Here is a 20,859-nt window from a genome sequence, read left to right on the forward strand (position 1 = left end):
GAACCCCATGTGAAGCTTCGCGGCGCACACCATGTTTTAGTCTTCAGGAATCAACCGTGGCACGTCCGCAGCCCCATCCGAACCCAGTCTTGCTCCGCTTTGTCGAGTTCGAGCTCGACGAGACCAACGCCTGTTTGTCGCGTAATGGGCAAGCGGTGGCGTTGGCGCCGACGCCCTTCATGTTGTTGTGTGTGCTGGCACGCCAGCCAGGCTCGCTGGTGACCAAGGATGCCTTGCTTGATGCCGTGTGGGGGCATCGGTTCGTCAGCGATTCGGTCCTGAAAACGGCCATCAGCGATCTGCGCAAGGTGCTGGGCGACGACCCCAGGCATCCTCGTTTCATCGAGACGGTGTCGCGTCGCGGCTATCGCTTCATCGCCCCACCCTCCTGCGCACTTTCGATGCCGACTGCATCCGCTACGGTTACAGCGGCTGGCACACCTTCATCACCGCCATTCATCGGCCGCACCGACGAGGTCTGCAGATTGCAACGGGCGTGGGAGCAGGCGGACGGCGGTCAGCGCGCCGTGGTCTGGCTCGCTGGAGAACCGGGAATTGGCAAGACGACGTTGATCGAACACTTCCTCGCCAGCCTTGGCGGCATCGCCTGCGCACGCGGCCATTGCGTGGAGCACTATGGCGCCGGCGAGCCGTATCTGCCGGTGCTGGAGGCGTTAGCCGATCTGTGCCGCAGCGCCCCCACCCTGCCGGCGCTGATGCGCGCCGTGGCACCGACATGGCTGCTGCAACTCCCGTGGCTGAGTACCGCGCAGGAGAAAGACGCGTTGCGGCGCGAGCTTGCCGGCGTCGGCCCGGATCGCATGCTGAGGGAAATGGGCGAATTACTGGACCGCTACACAGAGCAGCGCCCGCTGATGCTGGTGACCGAAGACCTGCAATGGAGCGATCGGGCGACGGTCCAGCTCATCAACTATGTGGCACGGCGACGTGGCCACACGCGGCTGATGTGGCTGTCGAGCTTCCGCCTTGCCGAGGTGGTTGCGCTCGATCATCCCCTCAGCTCGTTGCGCCACGAACTGCGCCTGCAACGTCTGTGCGAGGAAGTGGTGCTCGACCCGTTTTCGGAAACCGAGGTCGCTGACTATGTTGCGCTGCGTTCGACCTCGCTGGCACGCGATGAAGCCTTCGTGCGCGCCCTGCACGAGCGGACCGATGGTGTGCCGTTGTTCGTTTCGTCGATCACCAGTGAAGTGATGGACCCAAAGGAAGACAATGCGACCATCGAGGCTCGGCTTGCGGATCTGGCGGTTCCCGAAAACCTCGCAGCCATCATTGATCACTACATCGCCAGGCTGGGTCCGGAACAACGTACGCTTCTTTCGGCCGCAGCGGTGTGCGGGGTCGAATTCCGCATCGAGACGGTTTCACTGGCCCTCGAGCGCGACCTTGATTCGGTGGCCCACACCTGTGAACAGCTGATACGTGAACAGGTATGGCTCATACGGTCGCGGGCCTCAGAAATTGAAGAAACGCTAGAGCCCTCCCACTCTTTCCGACATGCTCTCTTCCGCCAGGTGCTGTACGAGCGCACGCCGCGCGCATTGCGCACCCAACTCCATCGCCAGGTCGGCGCCGCCCTCGAACGCGAACGCACGGCCGGCGTACCGGTTGCTGCCTCAGAGTTGGCAATGCACTTCGACCGGGCCCGGCAGCCGATGATTGCGCTGCGTTACTACGCCGAGGCCGCAGAAGCCGCGCTACTGCACTTCAGCCCGGACTTGTGCATTGGCCTCACTGAACGCGCCTTGGTTCTGCTCAAGCAGGCACCCGAAGGGGCGGAGCGCAATTCGCTCGAAATTACCCTGGCCACGCTGCAGGGGGTTTCGGCTTTCCATATGTTCGGTGTCGGCAGCGAAGCCAAGAGCGCCTTCGAACGTGCATACAGGCTGCTGGCGGATGTACCCGAGCACCCCATGCGTGGTCGCCTCCTGCACGGATTCGGCTATCTGCTTGGTCTGCGCGGCGACTATGCGTTGGCGCTCGAGGTGGCGGAGCGCGCCGAAGTCCTCTCCGGCGATGCAAATGATCAAGCGCTCATGCTGGCGGCGTGCATCGTCCAGGCCGAGGTGCATCACCTCCAGGGACGCACGAAAACGACCCGCCGCTGGCTCGAACGCGCCCTTGCGATTGCCGAGCCGCTGGACATTGGGACGAACGAGATTTTTGCGGCTGATCCTCAGGTCATGCTGCACGGCATGCTGGCTATAGAACTGCTGCGTTCTGGTCTGGTCGAGCAAGCCCGAGCCCACATGCAGCAGGCGCGGGCACGCGCGCAGGCGTTGCGTCAACCCATGACCTGGCTGGTCGCCGCCTGGCAGGAGGTGTTGATCGAGGTGCGGATGGGAAACCACGTGCGTGTGGCTGCGCTGGCCGACGACATGCAGGCGCTGGTCGATGAATATTCGCTCGCACTCGGGCGGACGGCTTGCCGCTGGTGGCGCGGCTGGGCCGACGCGCGCAACGGTGCACCGCACGACGGCTACCGCCGCATCCGTGAGGCCTATGAAGAACACACCGGACTTGGAATGCGCTCCGGTGCCAGCGAGGTACTCGGCTACGCTACCGAGGCGCTGCTGCTCGCAGGTGATTGCAACGCAGCGCAAGTCGAGTTGCAGGAGGCATTTCGGGTGGGCGAGGAACTGGGCGAGCGCGTCTACCTGCCGCAGCTATTGCTGCTGGAGGCAGCAATCTCGCGAGCACAGGGCCGGCCCGACGCCGGCATCGCCGCGGTGCGGCGCGCAGTTGAAGAAGCTCGCGCCCAGGATGCACCGTGGCTGGAACTGCAAGCGCTGGTCGAACTGTGCGAGCACCCTGACGCTTCGGCCGAGGATCTACAGGCATTGGCCGCGCTGGTTGACCAGTCACCCGAAACTGACGGAACCGATCTGGCACAACGTGCGCGCTCGCTGATTCAGGCTGCACAGTCCACTTGAAGAGTTAAGGACGAAAACTTGTGGGAGCGAGCTTGCTCCGGGCGGCGTTCCGACGATGACGGCGGTACATTCAGCATCAATATTGGCTGACCCGCCGCTATCGCGAGCAAGCTCGCTCCCACAGGGGGCTGCGGTATTGAAGACCTTATCCTGTCCCGACCGAAGTCTGACCTTTCGCTTACGACTCGCTCCAGGGGGACGCTTACGCTGTCGTCGAACTTTCTTGCCCCCAGGTCTTCGATGAGCCTTAACCCTGAATCCAAGTACCCGAGCCGCCGCTCATACGTAGTGAAGCTGCGTAGCGACGCCGCGCCGGGGGCCCTGGTGGGCCGCCTCGAAAACCTGGTCACCGGCCGACAACACGAGTTTTCCTGCGCCGAAGAGCTGCTGGAGTCAATTGCGTCGGACCTCGCGCTGGCAGCCGGCGAGCACCCGGCCGATGCCGTCGGTGAGTGACGCCTCCACCACGAACGAGTGCTCGATATGGCGACCGAACGGCGACCCTTCGCTGACGACTTCGCGCACACCGGGCCCTACGCTGATGCCACCTCGAATCTTCACGAGCCCAATCCGATGCCGCGATTTGCAACTTTCCACCTGTTGACCCGCAATGCCGGGCAGACGCCCCTGCAACATGCCGAACGCGTAATCGGTGTCGTAAAGGGTGCGACGCTCGCCGCGTCCATCGCCTTGATCCTGACCGGTTGTTCCACGGAGGTCCTTGAGCCATCCGTAGACGTGCCGACCAGGTTCGCCGCAAGCACGGCCTCCGAGATGGAACCCGAAGCCGTGTGGTGGAAGACTTTCAACGACCCGGTGCTGACGGATCTGGTGCGCCGCGCGATGGACGAGAACCGTGACGTCAAGATAGCCGCCGAGCGTGTGCGCGCCGCTCGCGCCGGTGAGACGATCAGTAACTCCTGGCTCTTTCCGAGTGTCGCAATGTCTGCCTCCGGCTCCGACCGTAGCAGCGGCTATAGCACTGCGAAGAAACAGGGTTATCCAGATACCAGGACCGCGAGTGCAGGCCTGGACGTTTCGTGGGAACTCGACCTGAGCGGACGCCTGCGCGCTGGTGCGCAAGCCGCCGAAGCCGAGGCACTGGCCGCAGAGGATGGCGTACGCGGTGTGCGTCTGCTGGTGATGAGCGATGTCGCCAGCAACTACTTTACGCTGGTCGGTGCGCTGCGCCAGGCCGAAACATTACGCGCGATCTCCAAGGCGCAGGACGAGACACTGCGCCTGGTTACCGCGCGCCACCGTGTAGGACTGGCAACCGCCTTCGACGTCGAGCGCGCACAGACCGATGCCGCTTCGGCACGCGCGCAGATCCCTCCTCTGGACACCTTGGCGGCTGTAGCGCGGCACCGCATAGCAGTCTTGATCGGTGACCAGGCCTTCAACGCCGCGAGTATCCAGCCCTCCCCTGTCAACGTGATTGCGCCCGAGGCCCGGCAGGGGCAGCCCGCCACCCTGCTGCAACGTCGGCCTGATGTACTGGCGCTGATGGCGCAACTCGACGCCGCCAATGCGCGCCGTAAAGAAGCCGCGGCCGAGTGGTTTCCGCGGCTGTTCCTCGGTGCATCCTACGGCCGCCAGGGCCTTGAGCTGAACGGGCTGGATATGGGCGCCGCACGCTTCACCAACGTGGCCGCTCTGCTCACCATGCCGCTCTTCAACGCCGGGCGCACACGCGCGATCAACGAGGTCGCCGAGAGCGGCCAGCGTGAGGCGCTACTGCGCGCCGAAGACGGCATTGTGCGTGCGCTTGAGGACGTGGAGAACGCGCTCGTCACGCAAGCACAAGAACGCCAGCGCGCGGCGTCGCTGCAGTCGGCCGCCGAGTCTGCGGAAGCTGCGCTGAGCCACGCACAGTCGCTCTACGACAGGGGACAGATCGACCTGTTGCCGCTGCTGGACGCGCAACGGGTGCGCCTGACGGTGCGCCTGAGTGCCAATGACAGCAACACCCGTCTGCTGCTCGATAGCGTGCAGCTCTACAAGGCACTGGGCGGTGGCTGGCAGTTGTTCGAACAACCCATCACCCCCACAGCAGCCGCCGCAGCAGACCGGCCACCACTTTCCTGAGAATTTTCGTTTTACCAAGAGGAACCGCCTTGAAAACCTCCCTTACTGCGGCCGGCGTCCTGGCTGTAGCCGTCATGCTTTGCGCGTGCAGCCCGGACCAGCCTGCCGTGCAGGCACCCCGACCGGTGCACACCGCTGTAATCAGCTACGACAATGCCCGCGACATCAGTCGCTATGTGGGCACCGTTCAGTCGCGACATGAAGTCGACCAAGCTTTCCGCGTGGGTGGCAAGGTCGCCCAGCGCAAGGTTGAGGTAGGCCAGTTTGTGCGCGAAGGCGACATACTGGCTGTGCTGGATGACGCCGACTACCGCCTCGCCGAAGAAGCGTCGCGACAACAGTGGACGGTTGCCGTCGAGCAGACGCGCCAGGCCGACTCGGACCGCCAGCGCCTGACCGCGCTGAAGGCTGACGGCTCGGTCAGTGCGGCCGACGACGAGCGCGCACAAACAAATGCCCAGACCGCGCATGCGACCGCCGAGGCGGAGGCGCGAAAGCTAGAGCTCGCGCGCAACCGGCTCAAGTACACCGTGCTGCGCGCCTCGCGTAGCGGCGTCGTCACGGCTGTGCGCTTTGAGGCCGGGCAGGTCGTGCCGGAGGGTCAAGCGGTTGTCTCGATTGCGAATCCGGATGAGTCCGAGATCGTCATCGACGTGCCCGAGGATCAACTGGCCGTCCTCAAGGACGCGCGTTTCAAGGCGTCGCTGGCCAGTGCGCCAAGAGAGGTCTTCGATGTCACGCTGCGCGAGCTGTCGCCGCAGGCGGCAGCGCAAACGCGCACCTATCGCGCGCGGCTCAAGCCTTTACAGGCGCTGCCGCTGGGCGCAACTGCCACGGTGATGGCCGAGCGAGTCATGACAAGTGTCTCCGTGGCGGCAGTGCCAGCCACGGCATTGACGCAGAACGGCGGTCAGCCGGCGCTATGGGTGGTCACGCCCACGGGCAAGGATCCAGCAGGCATCGTCGATCTGGTGCCTGTGGCAGTTTTGGGCTACCGCAATGACGAGGTGCTCGTCTCCGGGCCGCAGGCTGGCGTATTGGTCATCACCGCCGGCGTCCAGAAGATGACGTCCGGATTGAAGGTCGCGCTCCCCGGTGCGGCGATCGTTGACGCGAATACCACGCAGCAGGCCGCCCGATGAATAACCTTAACCTCACCGACTGGGCGCTGCGCCATCGCGCCATCGTCTTGTTCATGCTTCTGATTGTCGCGGCAGCTGGCGCCTTCAGCTTCACCAAGCTCGGCCAACTCGAGGATCCGAACTTTTCCGTGCCCTCCATGACCGCCATGGTCATCTGGCCGGGCGCCACTGCCCAGCAGTTGCAGGACCAGGTCCTCAACCGCATGGAGAAGAAATTCGAGCAGATCGACAACTTCGAGAAGGTGGTCACCTACGCGCGGCAAGGCTACGCAGGCATGACGCTCACCGTGCGCGGCGGCACCTCCAAAGCCGATCAGCGCGAGGCCTGGTACCAGGCGCGCAAGAAACTCAACGACCTGAGCCGCGAGATGCCTGACGGCGTGATCGGCCCAATCCTGAACGATGAGTACGGCGACGTGTATGGCCTGATGTATGCGGTCAAGGGCGACGGCGTTGGCCACGCCGACTTGTCGGACGCGGCCGAGGACATCAAGCGCCAAATGCTGAAGGTGCCGATGGTCAAGAAGATCGATCTCATCGGCAAACAGGCCGAGCGTGTCTACGTCGAGTTCTCGCACGAACGCTTGGCCGCACTGGGCATCACACCGCTGGCCATCGCCGAAAGCCTCAAGAGCCAGAACGCCATGGTGCCCGCAGGCCAGATCGACACCCGCGGCGACCGCGTCATGGTGCGCGTGAGTGGCCAATTCGCCAGCGAAGAGGCTATCCGCAACGTGCCCATCTCTGCGGGCGGCCGACTGATCAAGCTCGGCGACATCGCGACCGTTGCACGTGGCTACGAAGATCCTCCGACCTACACGGTACGCCACAACGGCCAGCCAGTGCTGATGCTTGGTATCACCATGACCAGCGACGGCAACATCGTGGACCTTGGCAAGGCGATGGACACGGCAGTTGCCAAGATCCAGTCGGAGCTACCGCATGGTGTGGAACTGGAACTCGTGGCCGACCAACCGACCACGGTGAAGGATGCAATCCTGGACTTCGGGCGTGCGCTGGCCGAGGCGCTGATCATCGTGATCGCGGTGAGCCTGGCCAGCCTGGGCTGGCGCGCCGGCCTCGTAGTCGCGGCCACGGTGCCGCTGGTGCTGGGCGGTGTGGCGCTGGTGATGCTGGCGATGGGCTGGAACCTCGAGCGCATCTCGCTCGGCTCACTGATTATCGCGTTGGGACTGCTGGTGGATGACGCCATCATCGCCATCGAGATGATGGTGGCGAAGATGGAAACCGGCATGGACCGCGTGAAGGCGGCCGCCTTTTCCTATCAGTCCACCGCCATGCCGCGCCTGACCGGCGCGCTGATCACCGTCGTAGGCTTCCTGCCGATCGGCCTCTCGAAGTCCACCACCGGCGAGTACGCGGGTGGCATTTTCTGGATCGTCGGCGCTGCGGTGCTGTTCTCGTGGATCTGTTCCGGCATCTTCACACCGTACCTGGCGGTCAAGATGCTGCCCAACGACTTGGGCACGCACCAGCACGCTGATCCGCACGACACCAAGTTCTATCGCAGTCTGCGCCGCCTGATCGACGCCGCCATCGAGCGCCGCTGGGTGGTCATCGGTGCGACGGTTGCCGCTCTGGTGCTTGCTCTGGCCTGTATCAAGCTGGTGCCGCAGCAATTCTTCCCCAACAGTTCGCGTCCTGAACTGGTCATTGATCTGCGCGTCAAGGAAGGTTCCTCGTTCGCCGCGACGACCGAGCAGGTCAAGCACATGGAGGAGATCCTGGCGAAAGACGAGGACGTGCGTTTCTATACCGCCTACACCGGCGCTGGCGCACCGCGCTTCTATCTCTCGCTCAACCCCGAGCTGCCGAATCCGGGCTTCGCCCAGTTCGTTGTGATGACCAAGGACCTGGATGCACGCGAGCGAGTACGTGCGCGGCTGGTGGCCTCGGCTGACCAACAATTCCCACAGGCGTGGGTACGCGTGACCCGGCTCGAGTTAGGGCCACCTGTCGGCTACCCGGTGCAGTTCCGCGTTGTCGGGCCTGATACCCAGAAAGTGCGGCAGATCGCTCGCGAGGTGGAGCACGTGATTGCGGCCAACCCGAAAGTGCGCGACCTCCAGCTCGACTGGAACGACCCGGTGCGCACGCTGAAGGTGGAAATTGATCAGGACAAGGCAAGCGCGCTTGGCCTCACGCCGGCCGACGTGTCGCTGGCGACTCAGACCGTGATGAACGGAGCAACCCTGTCGCAGCTACGTGAGCGCGAGGACCTGATCGACATCGTGGCCCGTGCCGTGCCAGAGGAGCGCTTGAACCTCGACACACTGAAAAACATCAACCTTTACACACGCCAGGGCACGGTGGTGCCGCTGTCGCAAGTCGCACAGGTGCGCTCAGAACTGGAAGAGCCGGTACTGTGGCGCCGCAATCGCGACATGGCGATCACGGTGCGTGCCGACGTGAAGGATGGTGAGCAAGGTGTATCGGTGACGCAGGAAATCCAGCCGTTACTCAAGGACATCGAAGCCAAGCTGCCGACCGGTTACCGCATCGATGTGGGCGGCGCGGTTGAGGAAAGTGACAAGGCCAACAAGGCGCTACTCGCGGTGGCCCCGTTGATGCTGATCACCATCCTGCTGCTGCTTATGCTGCAACTGCAGAACTTTTCCCGCATGTGGATGGTAATGCTGACCGCACCGCTGGGCCTGATCGGTGTGGTGCCGGCGCTGCTGGTGTTCCAGTCGCCGCTGGGCTTCGTCGCGATCCTGGGCATCATCGCACTGGGGGGCATGATCATGCGCAACGCGGTGATCCTGATCGATCAAGTACAAATCGAGATCGCCGAAGGACTCGACCCGTGGAACGCGGTGCTGGATGCCGCCATTCACCGAGCCCGTCCGGTGATGCTGACGGCGCTGGCCACCGTGCTGGCGATGATCCCGCTCACGCGCAGTGTGTTCTGGGGACCAATGGCAATTGCGATCATGGGCGGCCTTACCGTGGCGACGCTACTGACGATTTTCTTCGTCCCGGCGTTGTACGCCGCATGGTTCAAGGTGGGTCGCCGGACGGCCACTGACATCCAACCGGTGAGGGGTGAGGCCACGCTCGCTTCTGAGTGATGAGTGCCGTGGCTTTATGCCCCGGGCCTAAAGTTCAATGATAGAACCTAATTTTGAAGAAGGAGTTTCATCTGTGGAGGCTGGAAAAAAGGGTTGCCCCTATTGCGCGGAAGGGCTGAAGCCATTTTATGCAAACACTGCCAGTCCGACCTCAGGCAGAAAAAACGGATTCCGCCTGGGGGTCCACTACCGTCAGAAAAGAGAATGGGCCGTGTCAGCACGGTCCTTGTCGGAACCATTATTGCCATCACCTTGTACTTGGCTTTCGGCTTTTATGTCAGTGACACGCCGCTAGACAAGGAAAGAATGCAGGCCCAAGATGCCGTCGAACTATGCCGCCAGGAAGTAGACAGCTACTCCGGCCCGGCGGTCGGTAAAAGCGTAATCGCAGAAATCTATCGAAAGCTGGAGGACGAATTTCGCAAGGATTTTGGCCACGCGCCATAGGAAAAGCCGATTACGAAGCCCTCCACTGAGCGTAATGCTGTTCACTTAATCATGGGGATGTATTTAAGAACTGGATTGGGGGGATATCCGTTGCTGCGGTAACGGCCACTTATGGTTTCGCCCTTACGGCGAGTCCCTTTTTCAAACGCCGGAGTGCCGGCCCAGCAAAAAGGAACCAAAAGGCTTTGCCCCACCACTCGGTGCCTCGCCTGGGCTCGGCATGCCGTAACGAAGGCATTGCTCCGTGGGTCGCCGCGATGGGCCATCCCTGGCCCAGCGCGGCTAAATCGGCGTCCTGCCGGTTTAGCCACTGCGCAATGCCTGCGTTCGGCCATCGTGGTTAACGGGGCGCCCAAATCTAAAGCCAAAGCGAGGCGGCCTGACAGCCGACCTGACTTTTACGGCTGTAACTGCTCCCCTGTGGGAGCGAGCCTGCTCGCGATGGACGTCAACGATAACGCACCCTGTATGGATGAACGCGTTGTCTGGAAGTCCATCGCGAGCAGGCTCGCTCCCACAGTTGGATCGCGGACAGACCTGCAACCAGGTCGGCTTTAAGGCCGCCTCGCTTTGCTTTTGCTCTGCTTTGGCTTTTGATCTTCTTGCCACATCGAGAGGCCGAGTGGAGGTTCTGCGCAGTGGGTAAACCGGCATGGATGCCGGTTTAGCCGCGCTGGGCCAAGGATGGCCCATCGCGGCGGGCCCACGGAGCAGGACCGGAGCGAGGCACCGAACGCCAGGGGCAAGAGCCCTTGGTTACTTGGGGCCGGGCGGCGTTCCGTGCTTCCAAGTGACTCGCCGTAAGGGCGAAACCCTAGGTGGCCATTACCGCAGGAATGGATATACACCCAATCCAGTTCTTAAGTACAACCACATGCTTAAGTGAACAGCATTACGCCACTGAGCGGGCTTTTTTGCCTTTGGCATCAGGCGGCTAAATCAGACGCTGATCAAAGTGGTCTTTAACACCGCTTGATTTGGAAACAAACAAGACCGCCAGTGCGACCTTGCTTATTCCTTACATCTCAACCTGTGTGCCCAGTTCTATCACCCGGTTCAACGGTAACTTGAAGTATTTAAGGTTGCTGTTTGCGTTCTTTAGCAAAAAGGCGAAAAGGCTTTCTCGCCAACGCGCCATACCGATGCGCTTGGTCGGGATCACCGTCTCCCGGCTCAGGAAATAGGTTGTGCGCATCGGGCTGAAGTCAAGCTCGGCCAAGTGACAGAGACTCAACGCAAAGGGGACATCGGGCTCCTCGATAAAGCCAAAGTGCAGACTGACCCGGAAGAACCCTTCGCCATACGCTTCAACCTCAAACCGTCGATCAGCACTCACACGAGGGCTGTCTTCAGACACCACAGTGAGCAATACCACTTGCTCATGCAAAACCTGGTTATGCAGCAGGTTGTGCAGCAGCGCATGCGGAACGGCATCGGACCTGGCTGTTAGAAATACCGCCGTACCTTGTACCCGATGAGGAGGCTGCGTGCGGATGCTACCGATGAACAGTGGTAGAGGCAGCGCGGTTTCGTCCAGCCGTTCAACAATGATCTTGCGGCCACGTTTCCAGGTGGTCATCAAAATGAACAGGCCAATACCGGCAATCACCGGAAACGCACCGCCCTGGAAGATCTTCGGAGCATTGGCCGCGAAGTACAGGCTGTCTACCAGCAGAAAACCGAGCAGCATCGGAATGGCTAACCAGCGCGGGGTTTTCCATAGCAGCAGGGCGACGGCCGAGGACAGGATGGTGGTGATCAGCATGGTGCCCGTTACAGCAACCCCATAAGCAGCGGCCAAAGCACTGGAGGACTCGAAACCAAGTACCAGCAGCACAACACCGACCATCAACGCCCAGTTAACGGTACCGATGTAAATCTGTCCCTGCTCCTGGCTGGAGGTATGTTGGATAAACATGCGAGGGACATACCCCAGCTGGATGGCCTGGTGAGTCAGGGAAAATGCGCCGGAGATCACGGCTTGAGAAGCGATGATGGTCGCCAGTGTGGAGAGTGCGACCATCGGCAGCAGAGCCCAGCTCGGCGCGAGCAGATAAAATGGATTGCGCACCGCTTCAGGGTTTTCCAGGATCAAGGCGCCCTGGCCAAAATAATTGAGTACAAGTCCTGGTAGTACCAAAATGAACCACGCACGGGCAATGGGTTTACGACCGAAGTGCCCCATGTCTGCATACAGTGCTTCGGCGCCCGTCAGCGCTAGCACCACTGCCCCAAGGATGGCCACACCGATTCCCGGATGAGCGATAAAAAAATGCGCTCCCCAGTACGGATTGAGCGCTTGCAGTACTTCCGGTCGCTGCAAAATGCCATAGATCCCCAGCGCACCCAGCACGACAAACCACAGCACCATCACTGGGCCGAACAGAATACCGATACGAGCCGTGCCGTGTTTCTGTATCAAGAACAGCGCCACCAGCACGATCACTGACAAAGGCACAACCCAGTGTCCAATTCCATCAAATGCCAGTTGTAGCCCCTCAACCGCAGAAAGCACCGAAATAGCCGGGGTGATCATGCTGTCCCCGTAAAAAAGTGCCGCACCAAACAGGCCAAGCAGAACGAGGATTTTACTCATGCGCGGATAAGGGGCGGCCGCGCGGCGGGCCAAAGCCGTCAACGCCATGATGCCGCCTTCACCCTGGTTGTCGGCACGCAGGATGAACAGCACATATTTGATCGAGACGACCCAAATCAGTGACCAGAAGACCAACGACAGAATACCCAGTACGCCGTCGTGGTTGGCCTGAACGCCGTAGTGGCCGGAAAATACTTCTTTGAGCGTGTAGAGGGGGCTGGTGCCTATGTCCCCGTAAACCACTCCGACCGCGGCGACGAGCAAGCCCACTCCTGACGCTTTGGATTGCGGATGCTCATGTGTTCCGATTGCTGTTCCACTCAAGGGTCGCTTCTCTCGAATTACGGGGAGGAAGTACATGCCATCCTTGGGCAAGACGATATGCCCGGGCCACTGAAGCCTCAAGGCGCATGGATAGTCTATAAAATCGCGGCCAGTATCTTTGAGGGCGCAAACAGCAGTCGTAAAGAAAGCGTAAAAAATTTACGGCAGACGTAAAAGACGTGTCCAGGGTGCCCAGCGCTATGGATAACCAGTCAGCGTGTGGAAGGGCTGCAGTAGACCCAAAGCTGACGATGGCGACGGGCAGAAATCGGCTCAGTCAGGCCATCCAAAAAACGGGATGCCTTGATGTATTCATCAGGGGGCGGGCATTGGGGAGAGATGCAAAAAGATGTGGCTCCAGCCTCTCATACCGAGGATCAGTAGCTAATATTGAGGAAAAGGGGGCTGATTTATTTTCTAGCCTATCTCGACGCATCAAAAAAATTTGAACCGCTTATGGACGCGCTCGCCTAATGATCAGCTTGTGGATAATCGCACAGGCAATGTGCCAATACCGGCATACTCCGAGAGGTGGTCAACGTGGCTAAAGACGAGAAGAAAAGCAAAGGTGAAGCTTCGAAAGCCAGCAAGGAATTGAAAGACAAAAAGTCATCACCGGCAAAGAAATCAGCAGCGGCCTCGGCTCTTTCGAAATCTTCCGAAAAGAAAGACAAGAAAAAAGATGCCGAACCAAAGAAATCTGCAAAAAAAGCTGATAGCAAGCCAGAAAAGGCCAAGAAATCAGCGAAGGCAGAAAAGCCGGCGAAAAAGAAAAAGTGACATTTGCTATCTGCTAGGGCTTTACGCCCTAGCTTCCTCAGGCCGTGTTGCCATCGAAAGCTATCAATAGCCGTAAAATTTCAGGCTTGGTTAGTAACGTGTTGGTTGCAATCGCTAGCCCGGCGGTGAGCTGTACCCCATCGCATCGCATCGCATCGCATCGCATCGCGTAGAGAATCGTCATGTCTATCCGCCCTTTCACGCTTGCCATTACCACTGAGCAGCTGGACGACCTTGATAGACGCCTGCGCTCTTCACGCTTGCCAGACACCTTGGTAGCGGACAGTTGGGATGACGGTACTAATGCGAATTTTCTTGCGCGCCTCCTGGATTATTGGAGCAACCAATTTGATTGGCGCATTCAAGAGCAGCGAATAAATCAGTTGCCACAGTTCCTGGCGGAAATTGACGGCGAGGAGATTCATTTTCTACACCAGCGGGGGATTGGGCCCAAGACGATGCCACTGATCATTACCCACGGCTGGCCAGGCTCTTTCTTAGAGATGGAACGGTTGCTTGCGCTGCTAACTGATCCTGCGAAATACGGGGGTGATGCCTCAGATGCCTTTGATGTAGTCGTGCCCTCTCTACCAGGCTACGGTTGCTCTCCTGCTCCGACCAAACCGGGTATCAGCTCCAGGCAAATCGCAGGACTATGGGCATCGTTGATGAAAGAACTGGGCTACGATCGATTTGGCGCTCAGGGAGGAGATATCGGTGCGGGTGTATCAATGTGGCTCGCTCGTAACTACGGCCCCAACTTAATAGGTGCCCATCTCAATTACATCCCGGGTAGTTTCAGGCCATCTCTGGGCGGGACCCAAGACGCCTTGAGCGAAGCAGAACAGGATTTTCTGCATCGAAGCAGCCAATTCGCGGCGACCGAAGGTGCTTACGCTGCATTGCACGGTACCAAACCTCAAACCCTGGCGTTCGCACTTGCTGACTCGCCAGCGGGTCTTGCTGCGTGGATTGTCGAAAAATTCCACTCATGGGTAGATCATCCCGACGATCTTGAACAAGTGGTGCCGTTTGACACGCTCCTCAGCGACATAGCGCTTTATTGGTTCAGCGGGAGCATTCAAGCAACCTTGAGGCTATACAAGGAAAATCGACTTGATCCGCTGGTTTTCCAAGACAACGAGCGAGTGGAGACTCCATTGGGTGTCGCGTTATTTCCCAAAGAGCTGCCCATGCCACCCCGCAGCTGGGTCGAGCGCGTATTTCATGTCCACCGTTGGGAGCATATGGCGCGTGGCGGTCATTTCGCAGCGCTGGAGCAGCCCGAAATCCTTGCTGAAGAGATCAGGGCATTCTTTAGACCGTTAAGGCGCTAGATCCAACCATTCGGCCAGATGTGTCGTTGCAGAAAAACGGGCGCCTTATTGGGCCCGTTTTTTTCTTTGCGGCAGACTTTGTTTTACATTTAAAACAAATTCGTTGTTTCCCCACGTTCAGCGTTACTTGAAAAAGCACCGCCTCCTCGCAAATCGCTGAGCCTCGCACGACGGATGTGCAATTTCGTGCCATACAAGAAACCACGTTTCATATATGAAACGCCAATAAATCTCTAAATGTTTCATAAGCCATTAATTTTAAACGTTTTTTCAACAAAAAAACGACTTGGCCAATCTCTGGCATTGTTCATGCACTAAACGCCGTATCACCTATAAAACAGACCAGAGACCCTTCCCAATGGCTGTGAAAGAGATGTACGCCGTCGCTCCTCAATGGAACAAACCCGCTCCCAAGGAAGACCTGGAGCCCACCGAAATTGAATTTCGCAATGTCGGTAAATGTTTTCCGGCCAAGGGAAAGCCCGAAGCGCCGTTCGCCATTCGCGGGGTCAACTTCAAGATTCGCCGTGGTGAAGTGGTGTCGATCATTGGCCCTTCCGGTTGCGGCAAGAGCACCATCCTCAATATGGGTTCCGGCCTCTATCGCCCTACCGAAGGCGAAGTATTCGTCGGCGGTGAAGCGGTCACCGGCCCGGTCCGTCAGGTCGCATTCATGCTGCAAAAAGACCTGTTGATGCCGTGGCGCAGTATTCGCCGCAACGTTGAACTGGGCCTGGAAATACAAGGTGTGGCGGCCGCCAAACGTCAGGCCGTGGCTGAAGATCTGCTTGTTCGTTGCCACCTGCAAGGCTTTGCCGACCACTACCCATTCCAGCTATCGGGCGGTATGCGTCAGCGCGCTGCCTTGGCCCGCACCCTGGCCATCGACCCGCAAGTGCTGTTCCTCGACGAGCCGTTCTCCGCGCTGGATGCGCAGACCAAGATGATCCTGCAACAGGACATGGCGCGAATGCTGTTCGATGAAAAGAAAACCGCACTGTTCATTACCCATGACCTGATCGAAGGCATCGCCATGTCTGACCGGCTGCTGGTCATGAGCGCCCGCCCCGGCACCATCATTGAAGAAATCAACATTGACCTGCCGTTTCGCGACAACCCGCTGGAGCGCCGCAAGCTGCCGGAGATCGGCCCGCTGGTCGGTCGCCTGATGGAGTTGCTGCAAGTCAGTGAAGACACCGAACTGCATTGATCACGCCTGTGTGGCTATCGACCGATTGAGGAGTACGCATGTTCAAGTCTCTGTTTCAACGCTTCAGCCAGGTCACCGGCATTGCGCTCGGCCTGGGCATGGCTTGCGCCGCCCAGGCGCAGCCGACCGACGTCACCTATTTGTTGCCGGCGCCACCCAACCTGCCGGCATTCGCCCCGTGGATCATTGCCCAGCAAAAGGGTTACTACGCCGCCCAGAACCTGAACATGACGTTCATCGCGGCCAAGGGCGGTGTGGATGTTGCGAAACAGATCGGTGCCGGTAACGCGATGCTCGGCGGCGCCCTCGGCGATACCCCGATCGTGGTGCGGGCCAACGGGATTCCAGTGCGCGCGGTCGCGGTGCTGGGTGCGGGCGGCGTGACCATGATTGCCACCAATGCGGCGCAAAACATCAACTCGATCAGCGACCTCAAGGGCAAGACCATGACGGTGATGTCCTACTCGGATACCACCTACTACGCCCTGCTCGCCTCCCTGCGTAAAGCCGGCCTGAGCAAAACCGATGTGAATATCCAGGCGGCAGGCCCGGCAGGTGTCTGGCAATTGTTCTCGGCCAACAAAGCCGAGGCGATGGCCGGTGTGCCGGATTGGGTGGTCAACGCCGAAGAAGCAGGGTTGAAGATCAAGCTGATACCGCAATCGCAGATTTTCGAAAGCATGGCCCAGTCGATCCTCGCCTCCGACGATGCGATCAAGAATCACCCGGATATCGTTCGCGGCGCGGTCCAGGCAACGCTGCAGGGAATGCGCGACATCATTGCGGATCCACGAGCTGCCGCAGTGACCTTTGCCAAGGCTGTTCCCGCCTATGCCGGCAAGGAAGATTCGCTGGAGAAGATCTTCAAGCTCTACGTCGAGCATGTCTATGCCAACCAGACCGTATTGGGCCGCATCGATCCGGCGCGACTTGAAGCGGTCCGCCAGTTCTATGTCAGCGAAGGCATCGTCACCCAGGAGCCGAAGCTCGACGACCTGTACACCAACCAGTTCATCGACACCCAAACAGCCGCGCAATGACGGCCAGTGACAACAAGGTACCGACACGATGAAAAATCTCAATAACTCCATGCTCGGCAGCGTCGCCCTGCTGATCCTGTTCCTGGTGCTCTGGCAGTGGGGCCCGGGAATGCTTGGCATGCCCGAATTCGTCATGCCGCAACTGAGCCGCGTGGCCCAGGAAAGCCTGGTGATGTGGCACACCGGCGGCCTGTTGCAACATACCCTGATTACCGCATTCGAAATCATTGTCGGCTTTGGCCTGGGTGCCCTGCTCGGCGTGGTGATCGGGGTGTCGCTGGGCCTCTCACCTGCCGCCGAGGCTATGCTGTCGCCTTACATCCTGGCGCTGCAGATCGCCCCGAAAGTCGCCTTCGCCCCGCTGTTCGTCATGTGGCTGGGCTACACCATCTACCCGAAGATCCTGATCGCCATCCTGATCGTGTTCTTCCCGGTAATGATCAACGTACTGTCGGCCATCCGCACCGTGGACCCGGACATGATCAACCTCGTGCGGACCATGAACGCCAGTCGCTGGCAGATCTTTCGCCTGGTGGAGTTTCCCTCGGCCATGGCCGCGCTGTTCTCCGGTCTGCGCATTGCGTCAACCCTGGCCGTCATCGGTGTCACCGTCGGTGAACTGGTCGGTGGTAACCAGGGCCTGGGCTTCTTGCTCGTCGATGCCGAAGGCCAGGGCAATACCGCGGGTGTGTTTGTCGCCATCGTCATGCTTACGCTGATCGGTGTACTCGCTTACGGCGCGGTGGTCTGGACCGAAAAACGTGTCCTGCACTACATGCCCAAAGCCATGTTGAGCACGCAATGATGACGACCTTCAATCGCTTGCTCGAAGGCCGGCGCGTGCTGGTCACCGGTGGCGCCCGCGGCTTGGGTTACGCCTTTGCCCAGGCCATCGGCCGGGCCGGTGCCCACGTGGTCATCGCCGACATTCTCGCCGAACGCGTGCAGCAATCGGCCGCCGAACTGGTCGCTGAAGGCCTGACCGTGCATGGTGTGACGGTCGACCTGGCGCAACCGGATTCAATTGACGCCTGCATCGCGCAATCCACCCTTTTGCTGGGTGGGCTCGACGGTCTGGTGAACAACGCCTCGATCACCAATTCCGGCGGCAAGACCTGCGAAGAGCTGAGCCTGGACACCTGGGACCAGGTGATGCAGGTCAACGTGCGCGGCACCTGGTTGATGACCAAGGCTTGCCTGCCAGCCCTGCGCGCCAGCGGTCAGGGCGCCATCGTCAACCTGGCGTCCGACACCCCGCTGTGGGGCGCGCCGAACCTGCTGGCGTATGTCGCGAGCAAGGGCGCGATCATCGCCATGACCCGCAGCCTGGCCCGTGAACTGGGAACCGACAACATCACGGTCAACGCCATTGCACCCGGCCTGGTGCTGGTCGAAGCCACGGCCTATGTGCCTGAGGCTCGCCACCGTTTGTACAACGATCAACGGGCCATTCAACGCCCACAACTTCCCGAAGACGTCAGCGGCGCCGTGCTGTTCGCGCTGTCCGACCTCGCCCGCTTCATCACTGGACAAACCTTGCCGGTCAACGGCGGGTTCGTCATGCCTTGACTTGATCTGGAGACAGCCATGACCGATTTATCCGCACAGCAAAACACCCCGAAAAGCTGGGAACAGCCCGCTGGCAGCGATCTCGAAAGCTGGATGAATACCCGCATCGCCCGCTACGAAACCCGTAAGTACGACTGGAACGCCTTGAAATTCCAGGCCGACTACGACCCGAAATTCCGTCGCGCGCAAATGCGCTACATCGGCACCGGTGGCACCGGCGTGACCTCGGACATGAACACCATCCCGTCGGAGAACTTCACGTTTTCGACCATGGTGATTCCGGCCGGTCACGAAGGCCCGCCGCACCTGCACACCGACGTTGAAGAAGTGTTCTTCGTGCTGCGCGGCAAACTCAAAGTGGTGATCGAGAAGGACGGCGAGCGTTTCGAAACCATCCTCACCGACCGCGACGTGATTTCCGTGCCACCCGGCGTGTACCGCGAAGAGATCAACATCGGCGATGAAGACGCGCTGATGTGCGTGATGCTCGGCGCGAAAAAACCGCTGACCCCGACCTACCCGCCAGAACACCCTCTGGCCTCGATCAAGCGCGGATAAGCCCATGTCGCACGCCATCGATAATCTCGCCTCGCCACTCACCGCCGATCTCCAGGCCCAATTGGCCCGGGACTTTCCCCAGCGCATGCAGGAGCTCGCGGGCGCACGCCAGGCCTTTCGCGAATGCGGAAGCGGGCCGGTAGTTGTGTTGTTGCACGGGATCGGATCGGGCTCGGCGTCGTGGTTGCAGGTGGCGCAGGAACTTGGCGGCAGCGCCCGTGTGATTGCCTGGGATGCGCCCGGCTACGGCGACTCCACACCGCTGAGAGCCTTGGCTCCCGATGCTTCGGATTATGCCGAACGGCTGCTGCAGATGCTCGATGCGCTGGGCATTCAGCGCTGCGTGCTGGTGGGGCATTCCCTCGGGGCAATGACCGCCGTCGCTTTCGCCAGCGGCGTGCAACAACAGCGCATCAGCCGACTGGTATTGATCAGCCCGGCGCAAGGCTACGGCCATCCATCGCGCGCCGTGCAGCGCCAGGAAGTGCGCAACAAACGCCTGCGCGCCCTGGAACAATCGAGCATTCAACACATGGCCGAGCAGCGCAGTCCCTACATGCTCTCGCCCGCAGCCAGTCCCCAGGCACAGGCCTGGGTGCGGTGGAACATGGCGCGACTCAATCCCGAGGGTTATCGCCAGGCCATAGAACTGCTATGCGGCGACGACCTGTTGCGCCATGCACCGCTGTCAATGCCTTGCGAAGTGCATTGCGGCAAAGCCGACGGCATCACCACTGCCGAAAGCTGCCTGACCCTGGCCAAGGCCCTGGGCGGCACTTTCGAGCTTATCGAAGATGCCGGACACGCCAGTCCCATCGAACAACCTTGTGTAGTGGCGGGCCGCCTGGCCTGCGCCATCAAAGAATCCCTGACAGGTGCATCGCTATGAACGATTCAGATCTGCTGAAGGACGCTCAGGACAAATACATCGTGCCCGGCCTGGAGCGCGGCCTGCTACTGCTGTGCGAATTCAGTCGGCGCAATCGCACGCTGACCGCGCCGGAACTGGCCCGGCGCCTGTCGTTACCGCGCTCGACGATCTTTCGACTGCTGACGACGCTGGAAACCATGGGCTTCGTGACCCGCAGCGGCAACGAATACCGCCTCGGCATGTCGGTGCTGCGCCTGGGCTTCGAGTACCTCGCCTCACTGGAACTGACCGAACTCGGTCAGCCGCTGCTGGCACGCTTGTGCGACCGCCTCAACTACCCGAGCAACCTGGTCGTGCGCGATGGCCGCTCGATCGTCTACGTGGCCAAGGTCTCGCCGCCGTCGGTGTTCTCCAGCGCGGTGAATGTCGGCACGCGCCTGCCCGCCCATGCCACCGTCCTTGGCCGCATTCTGCTCGAAGACCTGTCGCTGGCCGAGTTGCGCGAACTGTACCCGGAAGATCATCTGGAACAGTTCTCGCCTTGCACGCCGAAGACCGTGATGGAGCTGTTCGACATGGTCCAAGCCGACCGGCAACGCGGATTCGTCAGCGGTGAAGGCTTCTTCGAGTCAGCGATTTCCTCGGTTGCCGCGCCAGTGCGCGATCAATCCGGGCAGATCGTCGCGGCGCTGGGTGTGACGATTCCGACCACTCAGATCGCTCACGTCAACTTCAACGAATTGCTTCTGCAAGTGCGTCGTAGCGCCGACGAACTGTCGCGGTTGCTCGATTACAACAGCGCGACTGGCCACGACGGCCACAACCGCGTAACGGCGCTGATGAGGGATTGA

At 60.4% G+C, this 20,859-nt stretch carries 16 protein-coding genes; 15 read left to right on the top strand and 1 reads right to left on the bottom strand.

The genetic code is table 11. From position 1 onward, the window contains the following. Positions 1-56 precede the first annotated feature (56 nt). The 6 genes from ACA054_RS20735 (at position 57) to ACA054_RS20760 (ending at position 9,723) form a co-directional block, all read left to right on the top strand. Positions 57-2,954, top strand: a complete 2,898-nt coding sequence (locus ACA054_RS20735; RefSeq protein ID WP_497685935.1) for an AAA family ATPase — start codon at positions 57-59, stop codon at positions 2,952-2,954. Between the two features lie 240 nt (positions 2,955-3,194). Further along, positions 3,195-3,410 carry a hypothetical protein gene (locus tag ACA054_RS20740; protein ID WP_497685936.1) on the top strand — a complete coding sequence of 72 codons (216 nt, stop codon included), beginning with the start codon at positions 3,195-3,197 and terminating at the stop codon, positions 3,408-3,410. 117 nt (positions 3,411-3,527) lie between these two features. Next, positions 3,528-5,042, top strand: a complete 1,515-nt coding sequence (locus ACA054_RS20745) for an efflux transporter outer membrane subunit (protein WP_497685937.1) — start codon at positions 3,528-3,530, stop codon at positions 5,040-5,042. A gap of 29 nt (positions 5,043-5,071) precedes the next feature. Then, the gene (locus tag ACA054_RS20750; protein WP_497685938.1) at positions 5,072-6,184 is read left to right on the top strand and encodes an efflux RND transporter periplasmic adaptor subunit; all 1,113 of its coding nucleotides are present in this window, start codon (positions 5,072-5,074) and stop codon (positions 6,182-6,184) included. Then, positions 6,181-9,276, top strand: coding sequence for an efflux RND transporter permease subunit (locus ACA054_RS20755; RefSeq protein ID WP_497685939.1), 3,096 nt, complete (start codon positions 6,181-6,183; stop codon positions 9,274-9,276). The genes ACA054_RS20750 and ACA054_RS20755 overlap by 4 nt, the downstream gene beginning before the upstream one ends. A 204-nt stretch (positions 9,277-9,480) precedes the next feature. Next, positions 9,481-9,723 (top strand): hypothetical protein, encoded by a 243-nt coding sequence (locus tag ACA054_RS20760; RefSeq protein WP_497685940.1) that lies wholly within the window; start codon positions 9,481-9,483, stop codon positions 9,721-9,723. Between the two features lie 1,018 nt (positions 9,724-10,741). Here the strand turns inward: ACA054_RS20760 and ACA054_RS20765 are convergent. After that, the gene (locus ACA054_RS20765; protein ID WP_497685941.1) at positions 10,742-12,679 is read right to left on the bottom strand and encodes a potassium transporter Kup; all 1,938 of its coding nucleotides are present in this window, start codon (positions 12,677-12,679) and stop codon (positions 10,742-10,744) included. Positions 12,680-13,174: 495 nt separating this feature from the next. On the opposite strand from ACA054_RS20765, the gene ACA054_RS20770 reads away from it, so the two are divergent. The 9 genes from ACA054_RS20770 (at position 13,175) to ACA054_RS20810 (ending at position 20,859) form a co-directional block, all read left to right on the top strand. Then, a complete protein-coding gene (locus ACA054_RS20770; RefSeq protein WP_497685942.1) occupies positions 13,175-13,423 on the top strand; it encodes a hypothetical protein in 249 nt (82 codons plus the stop codon). A 182-nt stretch (positions 13,424-13,605) separates the two neighbouring features. Then, the gene (locus ACA054_RS20775; RefSeq protein WP_497685943.1) at positions 13,606-14,760 is read left to right on the top strand and encodes an epoxide hydrolase family protein; all 1,155 of its coding nucleotides are present in this window, start codon (positions 13,606-13,608) and stop codon (positions 14,758-14,760) included. Between the two features lie 373 nt (positions 14,761-15,133). After that, a complete protein-coding gene (locus ACA054_RS20780; protein ID WP_497690349.1) occupies positions 15,134-15,970 on the top strand; it encodes an ABC transporter ATP-binding protein in 837 nt (278 codons plus the stop codon). Positions 15,971-16,008: 38 nt separating this feature from the next. Beyond that, entirely contained in the window at positions 16,009-17,010 is a 1,002-nt protein-coding gene (locus ACA054_RS20785) for an ABC transporter substrate-binding protein (protein WP_497685944.1), read from the top strand. Between the two features lie 28 nt (positions 17,011-17,038). Then, positions 17,039-17,815: an ABC transporter permease gene (locus tag ACA054_RS20790; protein WP_497685945.1), complete on the top strand. Its 777-nt coding sequence runs from the start codon at positions 17,039-17,041 to the stop codon at positions 17,813-17,815. After that, complete coding sequence (locus tag ACA054_RS20795) at positions 17,812-18,579, top strand: SDR family oxidoreductase (RefSeq protein ID WP_497685946.1); 768 nt, start codon at positions 17,812-17,814, stop codon at positions 18,577-18,579. Before ACA054_RS20790 ends, ACA054_RS20795 begins: the two co-directional genes overlap by 4 nt. An 18-nt stretch (positions 18,580-18,597) precedes the next feature. Then, a complete protein-coding gene (locus tag ACA054_RS20800) occupies positions 18,598-19,137 on the top strand; it encodes a cupin domain-containing protein (RefSeq protein WP_497685947.1) in 540 nt (179 codons plus the stop codon). Positions 19,138-19,141: 4 nt separating this feature from the next. Further along, the gene (locus ACA054_RS20805; RefSeq protein WP_497685948.1) at positions 19,142-20,026 is read left to right on the top strand and encodes an alpha/beta fold hydrolase; all 885 of its coding nucleotides are present in this window, start codon (positions 19,142-19,144) and stop codon (positions 20,024-20,026) included. After that, positions 20,023-20,859 (top strand): IclR family transcriptional regulator, encoded by an 837-nt coding sequence (locus ACA054_RS20810; protein WP_008054905.1) that lies wholly within the window; start codon positions 20,023-20,025, stop codon positions 20,857-20,859. The genes ACA054_RS20805 and ACA054_RS20810 overlap by 4 nt, the downstream gene beginning before the upstream one ends.

It is taken from the genome of Pseudomonas sp. LBUM1653 (assembly GCF_059716115.1).

What these genes read in the sequence shown, in the direction of transcription:
- ACA054_RS20740 (WP_497685936.1), top strand. Translation starts at nt 3,195, where the DNA reads ATGAGCCTTAACCCTGAATCCAAGTACCCGAGCCGCCGCTCATACGTA.
- ACA054_RS20745 (WP_497685937.1), top strand. Translation starts at nt 3,528, where the DNA reads ATGCCGCGATTTGCAACTTTCCACCTGTTGACCCGCAATGCCGGGCAG.
- ACA054_RS20755 (WP_497685939.1), top strand. Translation starts at nt 6,181, where the DNA reads ATGAATAACCTTAACCTCACCGACTGGGCGCTGCGCCATCGCGCCATC.
- ACA054_RS20760 (WP_497685940.1), top strand. Translation starts at nt 9,481, where the DNA reads ATGGGCCGTGTCAGCACGGTCCTTGTCGGAACCATTATTGCCATCACC.
- ACA054_RS20765 (WP_497685941.1), bottom strand. Translation starts at nt 12,679, where the DNA reads ATGTACTTCCTCCCCGTAATTCGAGAGAAGCGACCCTTGAGTGGAACA.
- ACA054_RS20775 (WP_497685943.1), top strand. Translation starts at nt 13,606, where the DNA reads ATGTCTATCCGCCCTTTCACGCTTGCCATTACCACTGAGCAGCTGGAC.
- ACA054_RS20780 (WP_497690349.1), top strand. Translation starts at nt 15,134, where the DNA reads ATGTACGCCGTCGCTCCTCAATGGAACAAACCCGCTCCCAAGGAAGAC.
- ACA054_RS20785 (WP_497685944.1), top strand. Translation starts at nt 16,009, where the DNA reads ATGTTCAAGTCTCTGTTTCAACGCTTCAGCCAGGTCACCGGCATTGCG.
- ACA054_RS20790 (WP_497685945.1), top strand. Translation starts at nt 17,039, where the DNA reads ATGAAAAATCTCAATAACTCCATGCTCGGCAGCGTCGCCCTGCTGATC.
- ACA054_RS20795 (WP_497685946.1), top strand. Translation starts at nt 17,812, where the DNA reads ATGATGACGACCTTCAATCGCTTGCTCGAAGGCCGGCGCGTGCTGGTC.
- ACA054_RS20800 (WP_497685947.1), top strand. Translation starts at nt 18,598, where the DNA reads ATGACCGATTTATCCGCACAGCAAAACACCCCGAAAAGCTGGGAACAG.
- ACA054_RS20805 (WP_497685948.1), top strand. Translation starts at nt 19,142, where the DNA reads ATGTCGCACGCCATCGATAATCTCGCCTCGCCACTCACCGCCGATCTC.
- ACA054_RS20810 (WP_008054905.1), top strand. Translation starts at nt 20,023, where the DNA reads ATGAACGATTCAGATCTGCTGAAGGACGCTCAGGACAAATACATCGTG.